The organism is Kitasatospora sp. NPDC096204 (assembly GCF_044763205.1).
Taxonomy (GTDB): Bacteria; Actinomycetota; Actinomycetes; order Streptomycetales; family Streptomycetaceae; genus Kitasatospora.
On record NZ_JBIWFT010000003.1, the window covers coordinates 305,343 to 322,230 of the forward strand.

The 16,888-nt window shown below is 75.6% G+C and carries 9 protein-coding genes; 1 reads left to right on the top strand and 8 read right to left on the bottom strand.

The features are described 5' to 3' along the window. Positions 1-2 precede the first annotated feature (2 nt). The 4 genes from ACIQ87_RS04765 to ACIQ87_RS04780 all read right to left on the bottom strand — a co-directional run bounded on the left by ACIQ87_RS04765 (position 3) and on the right by ACIQ87_RS04780 (position 8,568). Positions 3-1,217, bottom strand: coding sequence for a PP2C family protein-serine/threonine phosphatase (locus tag ACIQ87_RS04765; RefSeq protein WP_402401496.1), 1,215 nt, complete (start codon positions 1,215-1,217; stop codon positions 3-5). A 191-nt stretch (positions 1,218-1,408) separates the two neighbouring features. Beyond that, positions 1,409-4,693: a UvrD-helicase domain-containing protein gene (locus tag ACIQ87_RS04770; RefSeq protein ID WP_402401498.1), complete on the bottom strand. Its 3,285-nt coding sequence runs from the start codon at positions 4,691-4,693 to the stop codon at positions 1,409-1,411. Between the two features lie 78 nt (positions 4,694-4,771). After that, the gene (locus ACIQ87_RS04775; protein ID WP_402401501.1) at positions 4,772-8,104 is read right to left on the bottom strand and encodes an ATP-dependent helicase; all 3,333 of its coding nucleotides are present in this window, start codon (positions 8,102-8,104) and stop codon (positions 4,772-4,774) included. A gap of 110 nt (positions 8,105-8,214) precedes the next feature. After that, the gene (locus ACIQ87_RS04780) at positions 8,215-8,568 is read right to left on the bottom strand and encodes an MGMT family protein (protein ID WP_402401504.1); all 354 of its coding nucleotides are present in this window, start codon (positions 8,566-8,568) and stop codon (positions 8,215-8,217) included. A 135-nt stretch (positions 8,569-8,703) separates the two neighbouring features. Here ACIQ87_RS04780 and ACIQ87_RS04785 point away from each other — a divergent pair, with 135 nt between their 5' ends. After that, positions 8,704-11,460, top strand: a complete 2,757-nt coding sequence (locus ACIQ87_RS04785) for a flippase-like domain-containing protein (RefSeq protein ID WP_402401507.1) — start codon at positions 8,704-8,706, stop codon at positions 11,458-11,460. Between the two features lie 58 nt (positions 11,461-11,518). On the opposite strand, the gene moeZ is transcribed toward ACIQ87_RS04785, so the two are convergent. The 4 genes from moeZ to ACIQ87_RS04805 form a co-directional block, all read right to left on the bottom strand. Then, a complete protein-coding gene (gene moeZ, locus ACIQ87_RS04790) occupies positions 11,519-12,697 on the bottom strand; it encodes an adenylyltransferase/sulfurtransferase MoeZ (RefSeq protein ID WP_402401509.1) in 1,179 nt (392 codons plus the stop codon). A gap of 228 nt (positions 12,698-12,925) precedes the next feature. Next, positions 12,926-13,915: an NAD-dependent epimerase/dehydratase family protein gene (locus ACIQ87_RS04795; protein WP_402401512.1), complete on the bottom strand. Its 990-nt coding sequence runs from the start codon at positions 13,913-13,915 to the stop codon at positions 12,926-12,928. Positions 13,916-14,065: 150 nt separating this feature from the next. Further along, positions 14,066-15,136 carry a hypothetical protein gene (locus tag ACIQ87_RS04800; protein ID WP_402401515.1) on the bottom strand — a complete coding sequence of 357 codons (1,071 nt, stop codon included), beginning with the start codon at positions 15,134-15,136 and terminating at the stop codon, positions 14,066-14,068. After that, entirely contained in the window at positions 15,136-16,773 is a 1,638-nt protein-coding gene (locus ACIQ87_RS04805; protein WP_402401518.1) for a DUF3492 domain-containing protein, read from the bottom strand. The genes ACIQ87_RS04800 and ACIQ87_RS04805 overlap by 1 nt, the downstream gene beginning before the upstream one ends. Between the last annotated feature and the right edge of the window lie 115 nt (positions 16,774-16,888).

The following is a 16,888-nucleotide window of genomic DNA, read 5'->3' on the forward strand; positions in this document are numbered from 1 at the left end:
CCCTACTGGTGCGTCAGGATCCCGGCCTGCTGGGGGAGTTGGACGGCGGTGGCGGCGGCCCTGGGCACCGCCGGCCCGAGCGCGGACGGGGGGTCGAACTGGAGCAGCAGCATGGCCGCGTCGTCGCCGAGCTGGCGCCCGACGTGGCGCACCACGTCCTCGTGCAGGCGCCGCAGGACGTCGGCCGGGCGGCCGTCGGCGCAGCGCGGGAAGCGTTCGGCGAGCGGGTAGAAGACGCCCGCGCGGTCGCGGGCCTCGATCACCCCGTCGGTGAACAGCAGCACCCGGTCGTCGCCCTGGAGCAGCAGCCGGTGCACCGGCGGGCGGACGTCGGCCGGGTCGAGGACGCCCAGGGGCGGTACGGTCTCGGCGAGTTCGAGCGCGCTGACCTCGCCGCCGCGCAGCAGCAGCGGGGCGGGGTGGCCGCAGTTGACGATCTCCGCGGCGCCGTCGGGCCCGACGCCGATCAGCACCAGGGTGACGAACTCCTCCTCCACGCCGGGGTGGTCGTTCTCGTGCAGGGCGCGGTCGAGGCTGACGGCCAGCCAGCCGGCCACCCGGTCCAGGGCCGCCTCCTGGTGGGCGGCTTCGCGGAACGCGCCGAGCACGGCGGCGGCGGTCTCCACCGCGCCGAGGCCCTTGCCGCGGACGTCACCGACCACGGCCCGCACCCCGTGCCGGGTGTTGACCACCTCGTAGAGGTCGCCGCCGATCCGGGCGTGTGCGGCGGCGGCCTCGTAGTGGACGGCGGCCCGGACGGTGCCGACCCGCTCGGGGACGGGCCGCAGCAGCACCCGGCGGGCGATCGAGGCGACCAGCTGGGCGTCGGCGAGCGCCTGCTCCTGGCGCAGCCTCAGGGTGGCGCTGACCCAGCCGATCGCGGCGACGAGCAGGATCGCGAAGACGCTGGCGGCGTGCACGGACTCACCGAGCGTGTCGCCGCGGAAGGCCATCAGGAAGGCCGCCGCCTCGGTGCCCAGACCGATGGCGAGCGGGTACCAGGTTCGGCGGCTGACCACGGCGGCCAGCGCGGGCACGGCGGTGAGGGCCGGTTCGACCGTCACCTCGGTGCCGCTGAGGTAGTCGAGGGCGACGATCAGCACCATGCCGATGAACGGCAGCGACAGCGCCGTCCTCGGCCAGGTGCCGGTCGCGCCCGGAGCGGGCCCCGGTGTCGGCCCGGCGAACCGCTCTCTGATCCATCCGGTCGCGCTCAACTTCGGTCTCTCCAGCAGAAGACGCCGATGCCCGGGGGCACCTGCGGTGATGACTGAGGGTCAGGGAATACGGGCCTCGCTGGCGGCCGGAGCACGGGGGTTGACCGGTTACCGACCCCACAATAGGCGCGAAACGTGCACGACGCACAGGTTTCGGGCACTGGCGTGATGACTTGGATGCTCTACGTGACTCAATAGTCACTGTTCCCGATCAGGAGCCGTTCCAACTCTTTTCGGTCGGGAAGTCCTGCCGGACGGACGATCCGGCCACTGCGGACGTACAGGAACGAAGCCGTGACCCGCTCGGGATCGACGCCCGCGCGCTCGGCCCAGGCCAGCCGGTAGACCGCGAGCTGCAACGGGTCGGCGGTCTCCTCCCGGTGGGTCTTCCAGTCCACCACTTCGTAGCGTGACGCACCACCGGATTCCGACAACCCGTCATCTTCCCGGTAGACGGCGTCGATCCGGCCCCGCACCACCCGGCCCGCCAGCACCAGCTGGAACGGCGCCTCCACCCGGTGGGGCTTGCGCTGCGCGTACGGGGTGCGCAGGAACGCCTCCTTGAGCCGCTCCAGGTCCTGCTCGTCCTCGATGCCGTCGTCGTCGGCGCCGGGCAGCGCACCGGGCTCGACCAGCAGCAGCGGCTCGATCCGGGACTGCACCCAGGCGTGGAAGCGGGTGCCCCGCCGGGCCGCCGGCTGCGGCGGGCGCGGCATCGGGCGGGCCAGCTCGTGCGCGAAGCCGTCCGGGTCGGCGGCCAGGCGCATCAGCTGGGTGGCGGACAGCGCGGCAGGCAGCGGCACGTCCCGGGCGGTGCGCCGGGAGCGCTCCAACTCGCCCAGCAGCGCGGTCAGATCGCGGTCCCAGGAGGCGACCTGGCGCTGGTCCTCGGGGGCCAGCTCCTCCGGCGCCGGGTCCTGGGGCCCGGAGGCGGACGGGCGGGTCACCGCCCCGGCCACGCGCGAGCGCACCACTTCGGCGACCCGGCGGCGGGCGTGCTGGGCGGCCGGGTCCAGCGGCAGCGGCCAGGGGCGTTCGACGGGGGTGGCGAGCGCCGGGTTCTCGGCGCCCTTCTCCGGCTGCTCGGCCCAGCGCTCGACCTCGCCGGCGCCGGGCCGTTCGCAGTGCTCGCGCAGCTGTTCCAGGAAGGCGGACGGGCCGCGGACGGTCTTCTGGCTCGGCCCCCACCAGTGCCCGGAGGCCAGCAGCAGCGACCGGGGCCGGGTGAACGCCACGTAGCCCAGGCGCAGTTCCTCGACGGCGGAGTGCTCGGCGAGCTCCTTGCGGAACGCCGTCATCGACTTCCCGGTCCAGCCGCCGCGCACGTCGGGCAGGGTTTCGGCGTCGCCGCGCAGGGCGTGCGGAAGCACCCGCTTGGTGCTCGTCCAGCGTTCGCGCGGGCTCGATGACGGGAATGCGCCCCGTACCAGCCCGGGGACGGCGACGACGTCCCACTCCAGGCCCTTGGACTTGTGGGCGGTGAGCACCTTCACGGTGTCCTCGCCGCCGGGCAGGCTGCTGTCCAGGCCGCGGTCGTACTCCTGGGCGGCGCGCAGGAAGCCGAGGAAGGCGGCGAGGCCCGGGTCGCCGTCGAGGTCGGCGAAGGAGGCGGCGACGTCCAGGAAGGCGTGCAGGGTCTCCCGCCGCCGGGCGGCCAGGGCCTGCGGGGAGGCGGCGAGTTCGACCTCCAGGCCGGTGACGGACAGCACCCGGTGCAGCACGTCCATCAGCGGGTCGGCGAGCGAGCGGCGCAGGTCGCGCAGCTCGACGGCGAGCCGGGCGAAGCGCACCCGCGCCTCGGCGGAGAACGGCAGCTCGTCGGGCTGATCGGCCTCCAGGAAGGTCTCCACCGCGTCGGCCAGCGAGACCACCTCGGTCGGGTCGGCCTCGGCGACAGCGGCGGCCAGCGCCTCGACGCCCTCGGGCCGGTCGGTGCGCACCAGGTCGGCGGCCCGGCGGCCGAGCAGGGCGAGGTCGCGCGGGCCGATCCGCCAGCGCGGGCCGATCAGCAGGCGCACCAGCGCGGCGTTCGCGGTCGGGTCCTGCAGGACCTCGCAGACCGCGGCCAGGTCGGCCACCTCGGGCAGCTGCAGCAGCCCGCCGAGACCGACCACCTCGACCGGCACCTCCCGGGCGACCAGCGCGGCGTGGATGTCCGGGAAGGCCGCGCCGCCGCGGCACAGCACGGCGATCCGGCCGGGCGCGGTGCCGGTGCGCACCAGGTGGGCGACGGAGTCGGCCAGCCAGTCGATCTCCTCGGCGTGGGTGGGCAGCAGCGCCGCGCGCACGAAGCCGTCCCGCTCGGCGCCGGGGGCGGGGCGCAGCGCCTCGACGCCCTCGTGCATCTCCCGCAGCGGGGCGGCGAGTTCGTTGGCGAAGGCGAGCAGCCGGCCGCCGCTGCGGCGGTTCTCGCTGAGCGCGTAGCGGTCGGCGGGGCGGCCGTCGGCCTTCGGGAAGTGCCGGGGGAAGTCGTCGAGGTTGGCCACCGAGGCGCCGCGCCAGCCGTAGATCGCCTGGCAGGGGTCGCCGACGGCGGTCACCGGGTGGCCGCTGCCGGCGCCCGTGGGGGAGGTGGCGGGGCCGGCGCCGAACAGGCCGGCGAGCATCAGCCGCTGGGCGACGGAGGTGTCCTGGTACTCGTCCAGCAGCACCACCTTGAACTGGCCGCGCAGCAGCTCGCCGACCTCGGGGCGCTGCTGGGCGAGGCGGGCGGCGGCGGCGATCTGGTCGCCGAAGTCCATCAGCCCGGCGGAGCGCTTGCGGCGCCGGTAGTCCTCGACCAGGCGCAGCAGCTCCAGCCGGGCCCGGGCGGTGGCCGGGACGGTCCGCAGGTCGTCGTTGGTCAGCTTGACGGTGGCGAGGGTGTCCAGCAGCCGCTCGTCGTACTCGCGCAGGGTCTGCGGTTCGACCAGGTGCTCGGCGAGTTCGCCGTCCAGTGCGGTGAGGTCGGCGACCAGGTTGGCGAAGGTGCCGGTGAGCGCGGGGAAGGGGCCGCGGGCGGTGCGCAGCACCTTGGCGGCGAGCTGGAAGCGGGTGGCGTCGGCGAGCAGCCGGACGTCCGGTTCGACGCCGATCCGCAGGCCGTGTTCCTTGAGCAGGCGGCCGGCGAAGGCGTGGTAGGTGGAGATCTCCGGGTCGCCGAGCGGCTCGGCGGCGTCCCGGTCGGCGACGCTCCCCCAGCCTCCGGCCGGGGGTGCCCCCAGCGCGCCGAGACGCAGCGAGGCGCGGACCCGTTCGGAGAGTTCGGCGGCGGCCTTGTTGGTGAAGGTGAGGCCGAGCACCTCCTCGGGCCGTACGGCGCCGGAGCCGACCAGCCAGACCACCCGGGCGGCCATCACCGTGGTCTTGCCGGAGCCGGCGCCGGCCACGATCACGGCCGGTTCGAGGGGAGCCGCGATGGCCGCCATCTGTTCCCGGTTGAACGGGATCCCCAGCAGCTCCTTGAGCTGGTCGGGATGGCTGAGCACGGCGGTCACCCCGCAACCGTAACCGGAGCGACGGACAAGCTTCGCCTCGCCGGTGCCCGGGTGCGCTACGACCGGCTACCCGACCGGCTACTCGACCAGCTGGGTGCCGTCGCGCTGGGCGGAGCAGCTGCGGCGGAAGGAGCAGCGGTCGCAGCCGCCGCCGGTCTGCGGGACGAAGCGCTCGGCGAGGACCTTCCCGGCGGCCTCGGCGAGCAGGTTCTCGATCCAGGGCTCGCCCTGGGGCGGCTCCTGGCGCTGCACCTTGGGGGTGTCCTGGGCGGCCTTGGCGGCGGGCTCGCGCAGGTGGACGAGTTCGGCGCCGCCGGTGTCGGGCGGGTGCGCGGTGAAGCCGGGCAGCTCGTTCAGGGCGCCGGCCCGGACGGCGAGCTGGTAGACGGCGAGCTGCTTGTGCTCGGGCAGCGACTTGTCGGTGGGTATCTGCTTGCCGGTCTTGAAGTCGACGACGTAGGCGCGTCCGGCCGAGTCCTTCTCGACCCGGTCCATCGAGCCGCGGATGCGCACCGCGACGCCGCCGACGTCGAGGGTGACGTCGAAGCCGTGCTCGGTGGCGACGAGGTCGCGGCCGCGTTCCAGGACGTGCCAGTTGAGGAAGCGCTCCAGGGCGGCGCGGGCCTGGGTCTTCTCCTGCTGGGACTTCCAGGGCGCGTCGAAGGCCAGGGCGTCCCAGACGGTGTCCAGCCGTTCCATGAGCACGGCGAGGTCGGCGGGGGTGCGGCCGGAGCCGACCTCGTCGGCGAGGGCGTGCACCACGTTGCCGAAGCCCTGGGCGGCCGAGCCCGCGCCGCGCGCCTTGACCTCCTTGTCCAGGAACCACTGCAGGGAGCAGCTCTCCAGCTGTTCCAGTCCGCTGCCGGACAGCCGGACGGGCGCGTCGGCGCTGCGCAGCGGTTCGGGCGCGGAGGTCGGGTCGTCCAGGCCCCACCAGCGTTCGGGGTGGGCGGCGGGCACCAGCGGCAGGCCGTCCTCGTCGGTGGCGGCGGCGAGGGTGGCGAGCCGTTCGGCGGCGGCGCGGCGCAGTTCGGGCGAGCGGGCGGGGTCGACGGTGACGGCGCGCAGTTCGGCGACGAGGGCGGCGACGGACAGCGGGCGGCGGGGGCGGTGGGTGACGTCCTCGACGGTGACCGGCGGGGTGCGGCGGACCACCTTGCCGGTCCTGGGGTCGACGTCCTCGCGGTAGAGCTCGCGCAGGAAGCGGGACGGTTCGTCGCCGTCGTCGGCGGGGGCCTTGACGGCGGTGACGATCAGCCGTTCCCTGGCGCGGGTCGCGGCGACGTAGAAGAGGCGGCGCTCCTCGCCGAGCAGGGCGCCCGGGGAGAGCGGTTCGGCGAGGCCGTCGCGGCCGATCCGGTCGGCCTCCAGCAGGGAGCCGCGGCGGCGCAGGTCGGGCCAGAGGCCGTCCTGGACGCCGGCGACGACGACCAGGCGCCACTCCAGGCCCTTGGAGCGGTGGGCGGTCATCAGCCGTACGGCCTCGGGGCGCACGGCCCGGACGGTGAGGGTGTCGGCGGCGATGTCCTGGGCTTCGAGTTCGGCGAGCAGGTCCAGGGCGCTGCGGTGGCCGGTGACCTGTTCCTCGGCGCGGGCGGCGGTCTCGAACAGGGCGCACAGCGCGTCCAGGTCGCGGTCGGCGTTGCGGCCGGCCGCGCCGCCGCGCAGGGCGGCGCGTTCCAGGCGCTCGCGCCAGCGGCGGCTGCCGTCCCACAGTTCCCACAGGGCCTCCTCGGCGGTGCAGCCGCCGGCCAGCTGTTCGCGGACCTTGCGCAGCAGGGTGCCGAGGTCGCGGGCGCGGCGGGCGTGCGCGGGGTCGAGGGCGACGAGGCGCTCGGGTTCGGCGAGGGCCTCGCGGATCAGCTCGGCGGCCGGGCGCGGGACGGCGGCGGGGCCGGGACGGGCCTCGGCGTCGGCGCGCAGCGCGGCGCGTTCCTCCTCGCGCAGGGCGCGGCCGAGGCGGCGCAGGTCGGAGCCGTCGAGGCAGCCGAGCGGTCCGGTGAGCAGGGAGTGTGCCAGGTCGGTGGTGAGCGGGTCGGGGGCGTCGGGGTCGCCCTGCTTGTCCCGGGCGGCCTGCTCGGCGCAGACCCGCAGGGCGAGCAGCAGCTGGGCGACGGCGGGCTCCTCGCGCAGCGGCAGGTCGTCGCCGTCGATCTCCAGCGGGACGCCGGCCGCGGCGAGTGCCCGCCGTACGCCGGGGATGGAGCGGGCGCCGGCCCGGACGAGCACGGCCATCTCGCCCCAGGGGACGCCGTCCTCCAGGTGGGCGCGGCGCAGCAGGTCGGCGATCGAGTCGAGTTCGGCGCCGGGGGTCGGGTAGGTGTAGACCTCGACCCGGCCGCCCTCGCGGGAGGGCAGCAGGGCGCGGTGCTGGGCGAGCTTGTCGGCGGGCAGCCGGCCCATCGGCATCCGGCGGGCGAGTTCCCGGGAGGCGGCGAGCAGGACGGCGCCGGAGCGGCGGGAGACCCTCAGCACCTTGACCTCGGCGGGGCTGCCGTCGGCCTGCCGGAAGGTCTGCGGGAAGTCGAGGATGCCGTTGATGTCGGCGCCGCGGAAGGCGTAGATCGACTGGTCCGGGTCGCCGACGGCGACGAGGTCGCGTCCGCCGCCGGCCAGCCGGCGCAGCAGCCGGACCTGGGAGGGGTCGGTGTCCTGGTACTCGTCGACGAAGACGACGTCGTAGCGCCGCCGCAGTTCCTCGCCGACGTCGGGGCGTTCGGCGAGGAGCACGGCGCGGTGGACGAGTTCGGCGTAGTCGAGGACGCCGCGCAGGTCGAGGACGTCGAGGTAGTCGGCCAGGAAGTGCGCGGCGGCGGCCCAGTCGGGGCGCTGGACGCCCCGGGCGAAGCGTTCCAGTTCGGCTTCGCCGAGGCCGAGTTCGCGGCTGCGGGCGAGGACGGCGCGGACCTCGTCGGCGAAGCCGCGGGTGGTGAGGCAGGCCCGCAGGTCCAGCGGCCACCGGATGCGGGAGTTGCCGAGCCTGGCGTCCTCGGCACCGCCGGCCAGCAGTTCGCGGACCATGACGTCCTGCTCGGGGCCGGAGAGCAGCCGCAGCGGCTCGGCGTAGTCCCGCGGGTCCTGGTGGGCGCGCAGCAGCGCGTAGCAGAAGGAGTGGAAGGTGGTGGCCTGCGGGGCGGCGGCCGAGCCGCCGAGGCGGCCGGACATCCGGTCGCGCAGTTCGGTGGCGGCCTTGCGGCTGAAGGTGAGGACGAGGATCCGCTCGGGGTCGGTGCCGTCCTCGATCCGCCGGGCGACGGCTTCGACGAGCGTGGTGGTCTTGCCGGTGCCGGGCCCTGCCAGGACGAGCAGCGGCCCGCCGGCGTGCTCGACCACGGCGCGCTGGTAGGCGTCCAGCACGGGTGGGTCGGGCTGGACGAGCGGGCTGCGCACGAGCCGGTAGGGGGAGCTCACGTACTTGGTCCTGGGGTCGGGCGGTGGGGCACGGCGGGGGCGGGCCCACGGTGGGTCCGCCCGCATCGAGCCTACGATCCTGCCCCGTCAATCCGATCCGCGCGGCGGTTTCAGCGACTTTCCCGGCCGTCCCAGCGGGCCCGGGCGAGGTCGACCCGGGGCGGGTCGGCGAGTTCGCGCAGCGGGGTGCCCTCGTCGCCGTAGTGGGTGAGGGCGCGCTGCTCGTGGCCGGGCAGCAGGCGGCCGTCCGCGCGGATGACCCGCCACCAGGGCACCGAGCCGCCGTACAGGGCCATCACCCGGCCGACCTGCCGGGGGCCGCCCTGGCCGAGGTATTCGGCGACGTCGCCGTAGGTCATCACCCTGCCGGGTGGAATCCGCTCGGTCAGGTCGAGCACCAGTTCGACGAAGGGTGGCAGGTCGCCCGGAAGGCCGTCGTGTGTTGCGTCCGTCACCTGCGGCATCCTTCCTTACGGGGGCGCACCCGCGGCCCCGTACGAACGATCCGCCGCGCCCGATCCGCCCCCTGTCCCGCACGGGGCGCCGGGGCATGCCACCATCTTCCGGGGCGGTGAGTGGTGATACGAGGACAAAACCAGATGACCGGGACGGCTGACGTGGGCGTGGACAAGGACTCCGACGAGTCCACCGCCGCCGTGCCGTCGCCGCCCGGGAGCGAGAACGAGGGCCGGCCCGAACCGGGGCCGACGCCGGAAGTCTCCCTGATCAAGGACCGGACGATCAAGACCCCCGCACCAGCGAAGGCCCCCGGACAGCCGGGACCGCCCCCGGTCGAGACCACCGCGGCCCCGGAGCCGGCGGCCGCGCGGGGCCCGGAGGCCCCCGCCGTCCCGTCCGAGGACCACGAGGCCCTGGACGACGCCCCGCACCTGGACGTCGACGAGCCGCTGCTCGCCGCCCGCGCGCACCGCCCGTCCGACCTGATCCGCTTCCTGGCCGGCGTCCTCGGGATAGTCGCCGTCTTCGTGCTGGCCGGCATCGCCACCTCGACCACCACCGGCATCGAGCAGGACATCGCCTCCAACGCGCCGCACTTCTCCGCGGTGTTCTCCACCATCACCGGCCTGCTCTCCAGCGTCGCGGTGCTCGCCGTGCCGCTGGCCTTCGCCGTCGAACGGCTGATCAAACGCGACGGCCTGCGGGTCGCCGACGGCGTGCTCGCCTCGGTGCTGGCGTACGGCGTCTCGCTCGGCATCGACTGGTGGGTGGCCGAGGGCGCCTCCGAGCACATCCGGGACGCGCTGACCCGGCTGCCGATGGACAGCAACGGCACCCTCACCGACCCGGTGCACGGCTACCTCGCCCCGGTGATCGCCTACATGACCGCCGTCGGCATGTCGAGCAGACCGCGCTGGCGGGTCGCTCTGTGGGTGGTGGTCGTCTTCAGCGGCGTCACCGAGCTGCTCGGCGGCTACACCACCCCGCTGTCGCTGCTGCTCACCGTGCTGATCGGCTGGTCCGTCGCCTACGGCACGCTGTACGCGATCGGCTCCCCCAACATCCGGCCCACCGGCCAGCACCTGATGATCGGCCTGCGCAAGGTCGGCTTCACCCCGGCCGGCGCCGTGCGCGCCCCCGACGCCCCCGGCGGCACCCGCCGCTACCACGTCACCCAGCAGGCCGGGCCGCCGCTGGACGTCCACATCATCGACCGCGAGCAGCAGGCCTCCGGCTTCTTCTACCGGGCCTGGCGGCGGCTGCGGCTGCGCTCGGTCGCGGTGCGCCGCAGCCCCCAGTCGCTGCGCCAGGCGCTGGAGCAGGAGGCCCTGATCGCGTACGCGGCGGCCGCCTCGGGCGCCCGCGCGCCGCAGCTGGTCGCCACCTCCGAGCTCGGCCCGGACGCCGCGATCCTGGTGTACGAGAACGTCGAGGGCCGCACCCTGGACGAGCTGGCCGACGAGGAGGTCACCGACCGGGTGATGGCCTCGATCTGGCAGTCGGTGGCCGCCCTGCACGAGCGCCGGATCGCCCACCGCCGGCTCACCGGCGAGTCTCTGCTGGTGGTGGACGAGCGGTCCGGCTGCCTGGTCAACCTCTCCGGCGGGGACATCGCCGCCACCGACCTGACGCTGCGGATCGACGTCGCCCAGCTGCTCACCACCTTCGCGCTGCGGATCGGCCCGGAGCGGGCCGTCGCCACCGCCAACGCGGTGCTCGGCGCCGACCGGGTGGCGCAGGCGCTGCCGCTGCTCCAGCCGGTCGGGATGAGCCGCTCCACCCGGGTCGACCTCGCCAAGCTCACCAAGGAGCGCAAGACCGCCGCCCGGGCCAGGGCGCTGGAGCAGGTCGCGGTCGGCGAGCGCACCCAGCAGCAGGCGGAGGAGGACATCGCGGCGGCCGGCGAGGACCTGCTGAGCCGCATCCGCGGCCAGATCCTCCAGATCGCCCCCGAGGCCCCGATGGCCCCGGCCAAGCTGGAACGGCTGAAGCCGAAGACCCTGATCATGGTCATCGCGCTCACCTTCGCCGCCTACCTGGCGCTGACCACCATCAAGCCGGCCCAGCTGAAGCTCTCCCAGATGAACTGGGCCTGGGCCGCGGCCGCGCTGCTCGCCGCCGCCTTCAGCTACGTGGCCGCCTCGATGAGCCTGACCGGCTTCGTCCCCGAGCGGCTGCCGTTCCGGCGCACCGTCGCCGCCCAGCTGGCCGGCTCCTTCGTCAAGCTGGTCGCCCCGGCCGCGATCGGCGGCATCGCGCTCAACACCCGCTACCTGCAGAAGGCCGGCATCCGCTCCGGCCAGGCGGTCGCCTCGGTCGGCGCCTCCCAGCTGGCGGGCCTGGCCGGGCACCTGCTGCTGCTGTTCAGCTTCGGCCTGATCACCGGCAGCCAGACCAACGGGGACCTCTCCGCCTCCCGCGCGGTGATCATCGGCGTGCTGTCCGCCGCCGTGCTCGCCCTGGTGGTGGCCGCCGTCGCGCCGCTGCGCCGGTTCGTGCTGGGCCGGCTGCGCTCGCTGTTCTTCGGCGTGGTGCCGCGGATGCTCGACCTGATGCAGACGCCCAGCAAGCTGGTCACCGGCTTCGGCGGCATCCTGCTGCTGACCCTCTCCTTCACCGCCTGCCTGGACTTCTCGGTGCAGGCCTTCGGCGGGGACGTCAGCTTCTCGGCCGTCGCGGTGGTCTTCCTGACCGCCAACGCGGCCGGCTCGGCGATCCCCACCCCGGGCGGCATCGGCCCGGTCGAGGTCGCCCTGATCGGCGCCCTGACCGTCGCCGACGTCTCCCCCGCGGTCGCCACCCCGGCGGTCTTCCTCTACCGGGCGCTCACCTTCTGGCTGCCGGTGATCCCCGGCTGGATCGCCTACAACGTGCTCCAGCGCAAGAACGCGCTCTGAGCCGCCCCGGAACACGGGAAAGGGCCCGCCTTCCGGCGGGACCTTCTCCGTTCGGCTCCTAGTAGACCGGCTTGTGCGGCTCGATCTGGTTCACCCAGCCGAGCACGCCGCCGCCCAGGTGCACGGCGTTGCCGAAGCCGGCGGCCTTCACCACGGCCAGCACCTCGGCCGAGCGCACGCCCGACTTGCAGTGCAGCACGATCTTCCTGTCCTGCGGCAGCTTCTCCAGCGCGTCGCCCATCAGGAACTCGTTCTTCGGGATCAGCACCGCGCCGGGGATGTTGACGATCTCGTACTCGCCGGGCTCGCGGACGTCGATGAGGAAGATCTCCTCCTTGTCGTCCTGCCACTGCTTGAGCTGCTGCGAGGTGATGGTCGAACCGGCGGCGGCGGCCTGCGCCTCCTCCGACACGACGCCGCAGAAGGCCTCGTAGTCGATCAGCTCGGTGACCGTCGGGTTCTCACCGCAGACGGCGCAGTTCGGGTCCTTGCGGACCTTCACCTGGCGGTAGTTCATCTCCAGGGCGTCGTAGATCACCAGCCGGCCGACCAGCGGGTCGCCGATGCCGGCCAGCAGCTTGATCGCCTCGTTGACCTGGATCGAGCCGATCGACGCGCACAGCACGCCCAGCACGCCGCCCTCGGCGCAGGAGGGGACCATGCCCGGCGGCGGGGCCTCCGGGTAGAGGCAGCGGTAGCAGGGGCCGTGCTCGGCCCAGAACACGCTGGCCTGGCCGTCGAAGCGGTAGATCGAGCCCCACACGTACGGCTTGCCGAGCAGCACCGCGGCGTCGTTCACCAGGTAGCGGGTGGCGAAGTTGTCGGTGCCGTCCACGATCAGGTCGTAGCCGGAGAAGATCTCCATGACGTTGGAGTTGTCGAGGCGCTCCTCGTGGAGCACCACGTTCACGTACGGGTTGATCTCCTTGACCGAGTCGCGGGCCGACTCCGCCTTGGAACGGCCGACGTCCGACTGGCCGTGGATCACCTGGCGCTGCAGGTTCGACTCGTCGACCACGTCGAACTCGACGATGCCCAGCGTGCCGACACCGGCGGCGGCCAGGTACAGCAGGGCCGGCGAGCCGAGACCGCCGGCGCCGACACACAGCACCTTGGCGTTCTTCAGTCGCTTCTGCCCCGCCATGCCCACGTCCGGGATGATCAGGTGGCGGGAGTACCGGCGGACCTCGTCGACGGTGAGCTCGTCGGCCGGCTCGACCAGGGGTGGCAACGACACGGGGACTCCGATGGGTCGTGTTCGGGTGGCCAGGGCCAACCTCGGTGCGGGGTTGTCGCTCCGCCACGCGGGTGGCTGTCTAGGCCAACAGTGTCACGCCCCGACACTATTCCGAGACAGCCCGTCCGATGGGCGAGACGGGCCACGTCGGATCGTGGAACCCGCGACGGGGCCCCGGAAGGCGCCCCGAGCCCGTGGTTGACGGGCTCGGGGCACTGCCCGGCGCGCTCACACCCGGCAGGCCGTCTCCAGCCAGACGTCGCCCAGCGACTCCTCCAGCGGCACCTGCGTCCGCCATCCGAGACGGTCCCGGGCGGTGCGCACGTCCGCCTGCCGCCACGGCACCGGCTCGCCCGGCACCGGCCGGCCCTCCGGCCGGTGCCCCTCCGGGCGGTGCCCGGGCAGGTGGTGGCCCGGCGGGTGGTCGCCGACCGCCCCGACGGCCTGCGCCGGCAGCAGGACCTGCCGGTTCTCCTCGACGATCTGCCCCTCGAAGCCCGAGGCCCGCACCAGCAGCTGGGCCGCGTCCCGGGCCCGGACAGCGTGCCCGCTACCGATGTTGACCACCCCCGTGGCGGCCGACACCGCGGCCGCCTGGATGGCCCGCGCGACGTCCCGCACGTCCACGAAATCCCGGTATCCGGACAGGTCCGGCATCCGCACCTGGTGCTCGTCCCGCTCCAGCGCCCGCCGCAGGCCCTCGGCCAGCCGCCCGAACAGCGAGGCGGTCGGCGCCCCCGGGCCCACCACGTCGAACACCCGCAGCACCGCCGCGTCCAGCCCGGACGCCAGCACCAGCTCCGTCCCGGCCAGCTTGGACACCCCGTACGGGCCGACCGGCCGCGGCTCGGCCTGCTCGGACACCGGCACCCCGCCCGGCACCGGCCCGTACTCGGCGGCCGAGCCGACGTGCACCAGCCGGGCCGGCTCCCGGCTGCGCCGGATGGCCTCGCAGACGGTCGCGACGGCCAGCGTGTTCGACCGGATCAGGGTGCGCGAGCTGCCGTAGGTGGCGCCCGCGCAGTTGATCACCACCTGCGGCGCGACCGCGTCCAGGAACCGGGCCAGCGCGCCCGGGCTCCCGGTGGTCAGGTCGAAGCGGATGTCGGCCGAGTCGCGCCGGCCGAGCACCGTCACCTGCAACTCCTGGTCCATCAGCAGACGATCGGTGACCCGGCGGCCGATGAAGCCGTCGGCGCCCAGCAGCAGCACCCTCATCGGGGGTGTCCTTCCACGAAGCCAGCTCGGGACGACCTGGCGGACTGAGTTCAACGAACGGGACGAAACCGGGGATCACGCGGTGGATCCCGGAGTGGATCGAAGGAACGGGCGGACGGCCCCCGGCGGGCCGTGCCCGGCGGACGGCGCTCAGCGGTACGAGCAGGCCCGGCCGAGCACCACCCCGGCGTACGCCAGCAGCGCCACCGCGACGGTGCCGCCGCCGAGCAGCCACGCCTCCGGGGCCGAGCGCCCCAGGGCGAGCGGCCCGAGCACCGCGGCGGCCCCGGACGACGCCCCCGCCGCGGCGGCCGTCGCCCGGCCGCACCGCGCCAGCAGCACCGGCAGCACCAGCAGCAGGCCCAGCACGCCCTGCGCCGCCCACTGGGCGGGGCCGGCCCGCTCGGCCGCCAGGTGCAGCAGCCCGCCGCCGTGGCCCGGTCCGGGGCGCGGCGCGACGACGGCCAGCACGGCCAGCGCGGCGAAGCTCAGCACCCCGAGCACCGCCAGGTGCAGGGCCAGCGCGACCGGGAGCACCGGCCGCATCCGGGCCCGGAACCCGGCCAGGGTGCCCGCCGCACCCAGGTGGCCGCGGCCGACCTGCCGGTACCAGCGGGCGGTCCGCTCGGCCGCCCCGACCGACACCGCCGCCGCCACCGCCAGCGCGACGGCCGCCGGGCGGTCCCCGCCCGGCGCGGCCGGCGGGAGCAGCAGCAGCGCGGCCAGGCCCAGCCCGTGGCCCAGCGCCGCCGGACGGAGCCGGGCGCCGGGGCGACCGGGCCCGGCGCCGGGCGGGGCCGGCTCAGCCCGTTCGGCCCGCTCGGCCGGGGGCGGCGCGGTCAGCGCGGGCAGCAGCACCAGCGGGACGGCGGCGCACAGCAGCACCGGCCAGCGCGGGCCGAGCGCGGCCGCCCCCGCGCAGGGCGGCGCGGCCAGCGCGGCCGCGGTCAGCGCGGCCCTGGCGGCGGCCCCGCCCGTCCGCGGCCGCTCCACCGGCCCGGGCACCGGCGGGCGGCGGGGCACCCGGGCGTACAGCTCCTCGGCCAGCGAGAACAGGTCGGCGTGCCGGCAGCGGGCGGCGGCGTCCCGGCCGAGCCCGGCCTCCTCCAGCCCGGCGGCGATCTCCAGCGGGTCGACGGCGCGCTCGCACAGCTCGCGGTGCTCCGCCATCACCTCGCGCACCGGGTCCGCGCTGCCTCCGAGCAGGGTGGCGCCGGACATCAGAGGGCCTCGGCGAGTTCGGCCGACCGCCGCCCGGCCGGCTCCCGCAGGCTGCCGGGGTCCGCGCTGCCGCCCGCCGCGGTGGCTTCCCCTCCATGCGGGCCGTCGGCCAGCCAGTACTCGGCGGGGCGGGCGAAGGGGCGCGGCGCCGGCCCGCCCTCGCCGCCGCCCCCGCCGTCGGGGAAGGCCGGGTACTGCGAGACCAGCTCCAGGTAGATCTCCCGGAAGGCGCCGATCACCGGCTCCACGGCGAAGCGTTCCTGCGCCCGCAGCCGCCCGGCCAGCCCGAGTCGGCCGCGCCGCTCCTCGTCGCGCAGCAGGGCCAGGCAGGCGCCGACCAGGGCGCGCGGATCGCGGGCGGGCACCAGCAGCCCGGTCGGCCCGACCACCTCGCGGGCCACCCCGACGTCCGTGGAGACCACCGCCCGGCCGCTGAGCATCGCGTCCGCCAGCAGCCGGGGGCTGCGCTGGGACCGTCCCGAGAAGACCGCCACCGTCCCCGACTCCCAGGCCTCGGCGAGCGAGCCGGGGCGGCCGGCGAAGTCCACCGCCGGGGCCACCCCCAGCCGTTCGGCCACCGCCGCGCAGTGCGCCCGGTGGCCGGGCGCCGTCTCCTCGGCGTACACCACCAGCCGGGCGCCGGGCAGCTCGGCGCGGACCCGGGCGAAGGCGTGCAGCGCGAGTTCCGGGTCCCGGCCCGGCTCCAGCGCGCCCGCCCACACCAGGGTCGGCGCCGCGGGCTCGGGCCCGGCGGCCGGGCGGTCCACCGCCGGCGTGCCCTCGTACACCACCCGGGTACGGGCCGGGTCGGCGCCGCAGCGGCGCTGCCACTGCTGGTCGTGGGCACTGCCGGGGGTGAGTATCGCGGCCCGCCGGTACGTCTCCTCGGTGAGCGCCCGGAAGAAGGACAGCAGCAGCGCGCGCACCGGCCACCGGTACGGCGCCTCGCGGTGGGCCAGGTACTGCTCGCGCAGGTGCGGGCCGTGCTCGGTGACCACGAACGGCACCCCGTGCAGGTGCCGGGCCACCAGGGCGGGCAGCGCGGCCGGGCCGCCGCCGACCACGTGGCACAGGTCGGCCGCGCCGAGGCCGCCGGGGCCGGTGCCGTACCAGGGCGCCGACAACGGGCGCAGGCACTGCTCCAGCAGGTCCGCGGCGGCCAGCACGTCGCACACCGGCGGCCGCCCGGCCGAGGTGTCCGCGCCGGGCAGCCGCCAGGTCCGTTCCAGCAGCCGGCGGGCGTGCGCGGAGGCCAGGAAGGCGGGCAGCGCGCCGTCCTCCCGGGCGAGTGCCGCCAGCCGGTACAGCCCGGGCCCGAAGCCGGCCCGCTCGGCGGGCAGCACCAGGGCCCGCACCAGTTGTTCGTACGCCCCGGCGTACCGGCGTCTGCGCGGCGCGGAAGGGCGGCGCAAGCGCCCCGCCGCCCGGCCGGCCGGCCGGCGCCCCCACGGCGCGAGCTCGTGCGTGCCGCGCCACACGGGCGACGGTCGCTCCGCGGCGCCCGGGGCCCGCGGACCGGCGAGCAGGTAGCGCTCGAACCCGTGCTCCGGCAGGCCCTCGGCGAGCCGGTCGCACCAGTCCCCGGTACCACGCCGGGAATGCGGACGGGCACTCTCGGTGAGCAGGGCAACGCGCACGGGAGACCTCCGGGGCAGAGCGGATTCGCTGGGCGGGATCGCGGACGGATCGACGGATTTCCGGGCGGCCCGGGCGGTGGCCCGGGGCCCCGCACGGTGGCGGGGACGGGTCGGA

Bases quoted from the DNA above. Each gene is read 5' to 3' on its own strand.
- ACIQ87_RS04780 (WP_402401504.1), bottom strand. From the start codon at position 8,568: ATGCCGCAGGTGACGGACGCAACACACGACGGCCTTCCGGGCGACCTG.
- ACIQ87_RS04785 (WP_402401507.1), top strand. From the start codon at position 8,704: ATGACCGGGACGGCTGACGTGGGCGTGGACAAGGACTCCGACGAGTCC.
- ACIQ87_RS04795 (WP_402401512.1), bottom strand. From the start codon at position 13,915: ATGAGGGTGCTGCTGCTGGGCGCCGACGGCTTCATCGGCCGCCGGGTC.
- ACIQ87_RS04800 (WP_402401515.1), bottom strand. From the start codon at position 15,136: ATGTCCGGCGCCACCCTGCTCGGAGGCAGCGCGGACCCGGTGCGCGAG.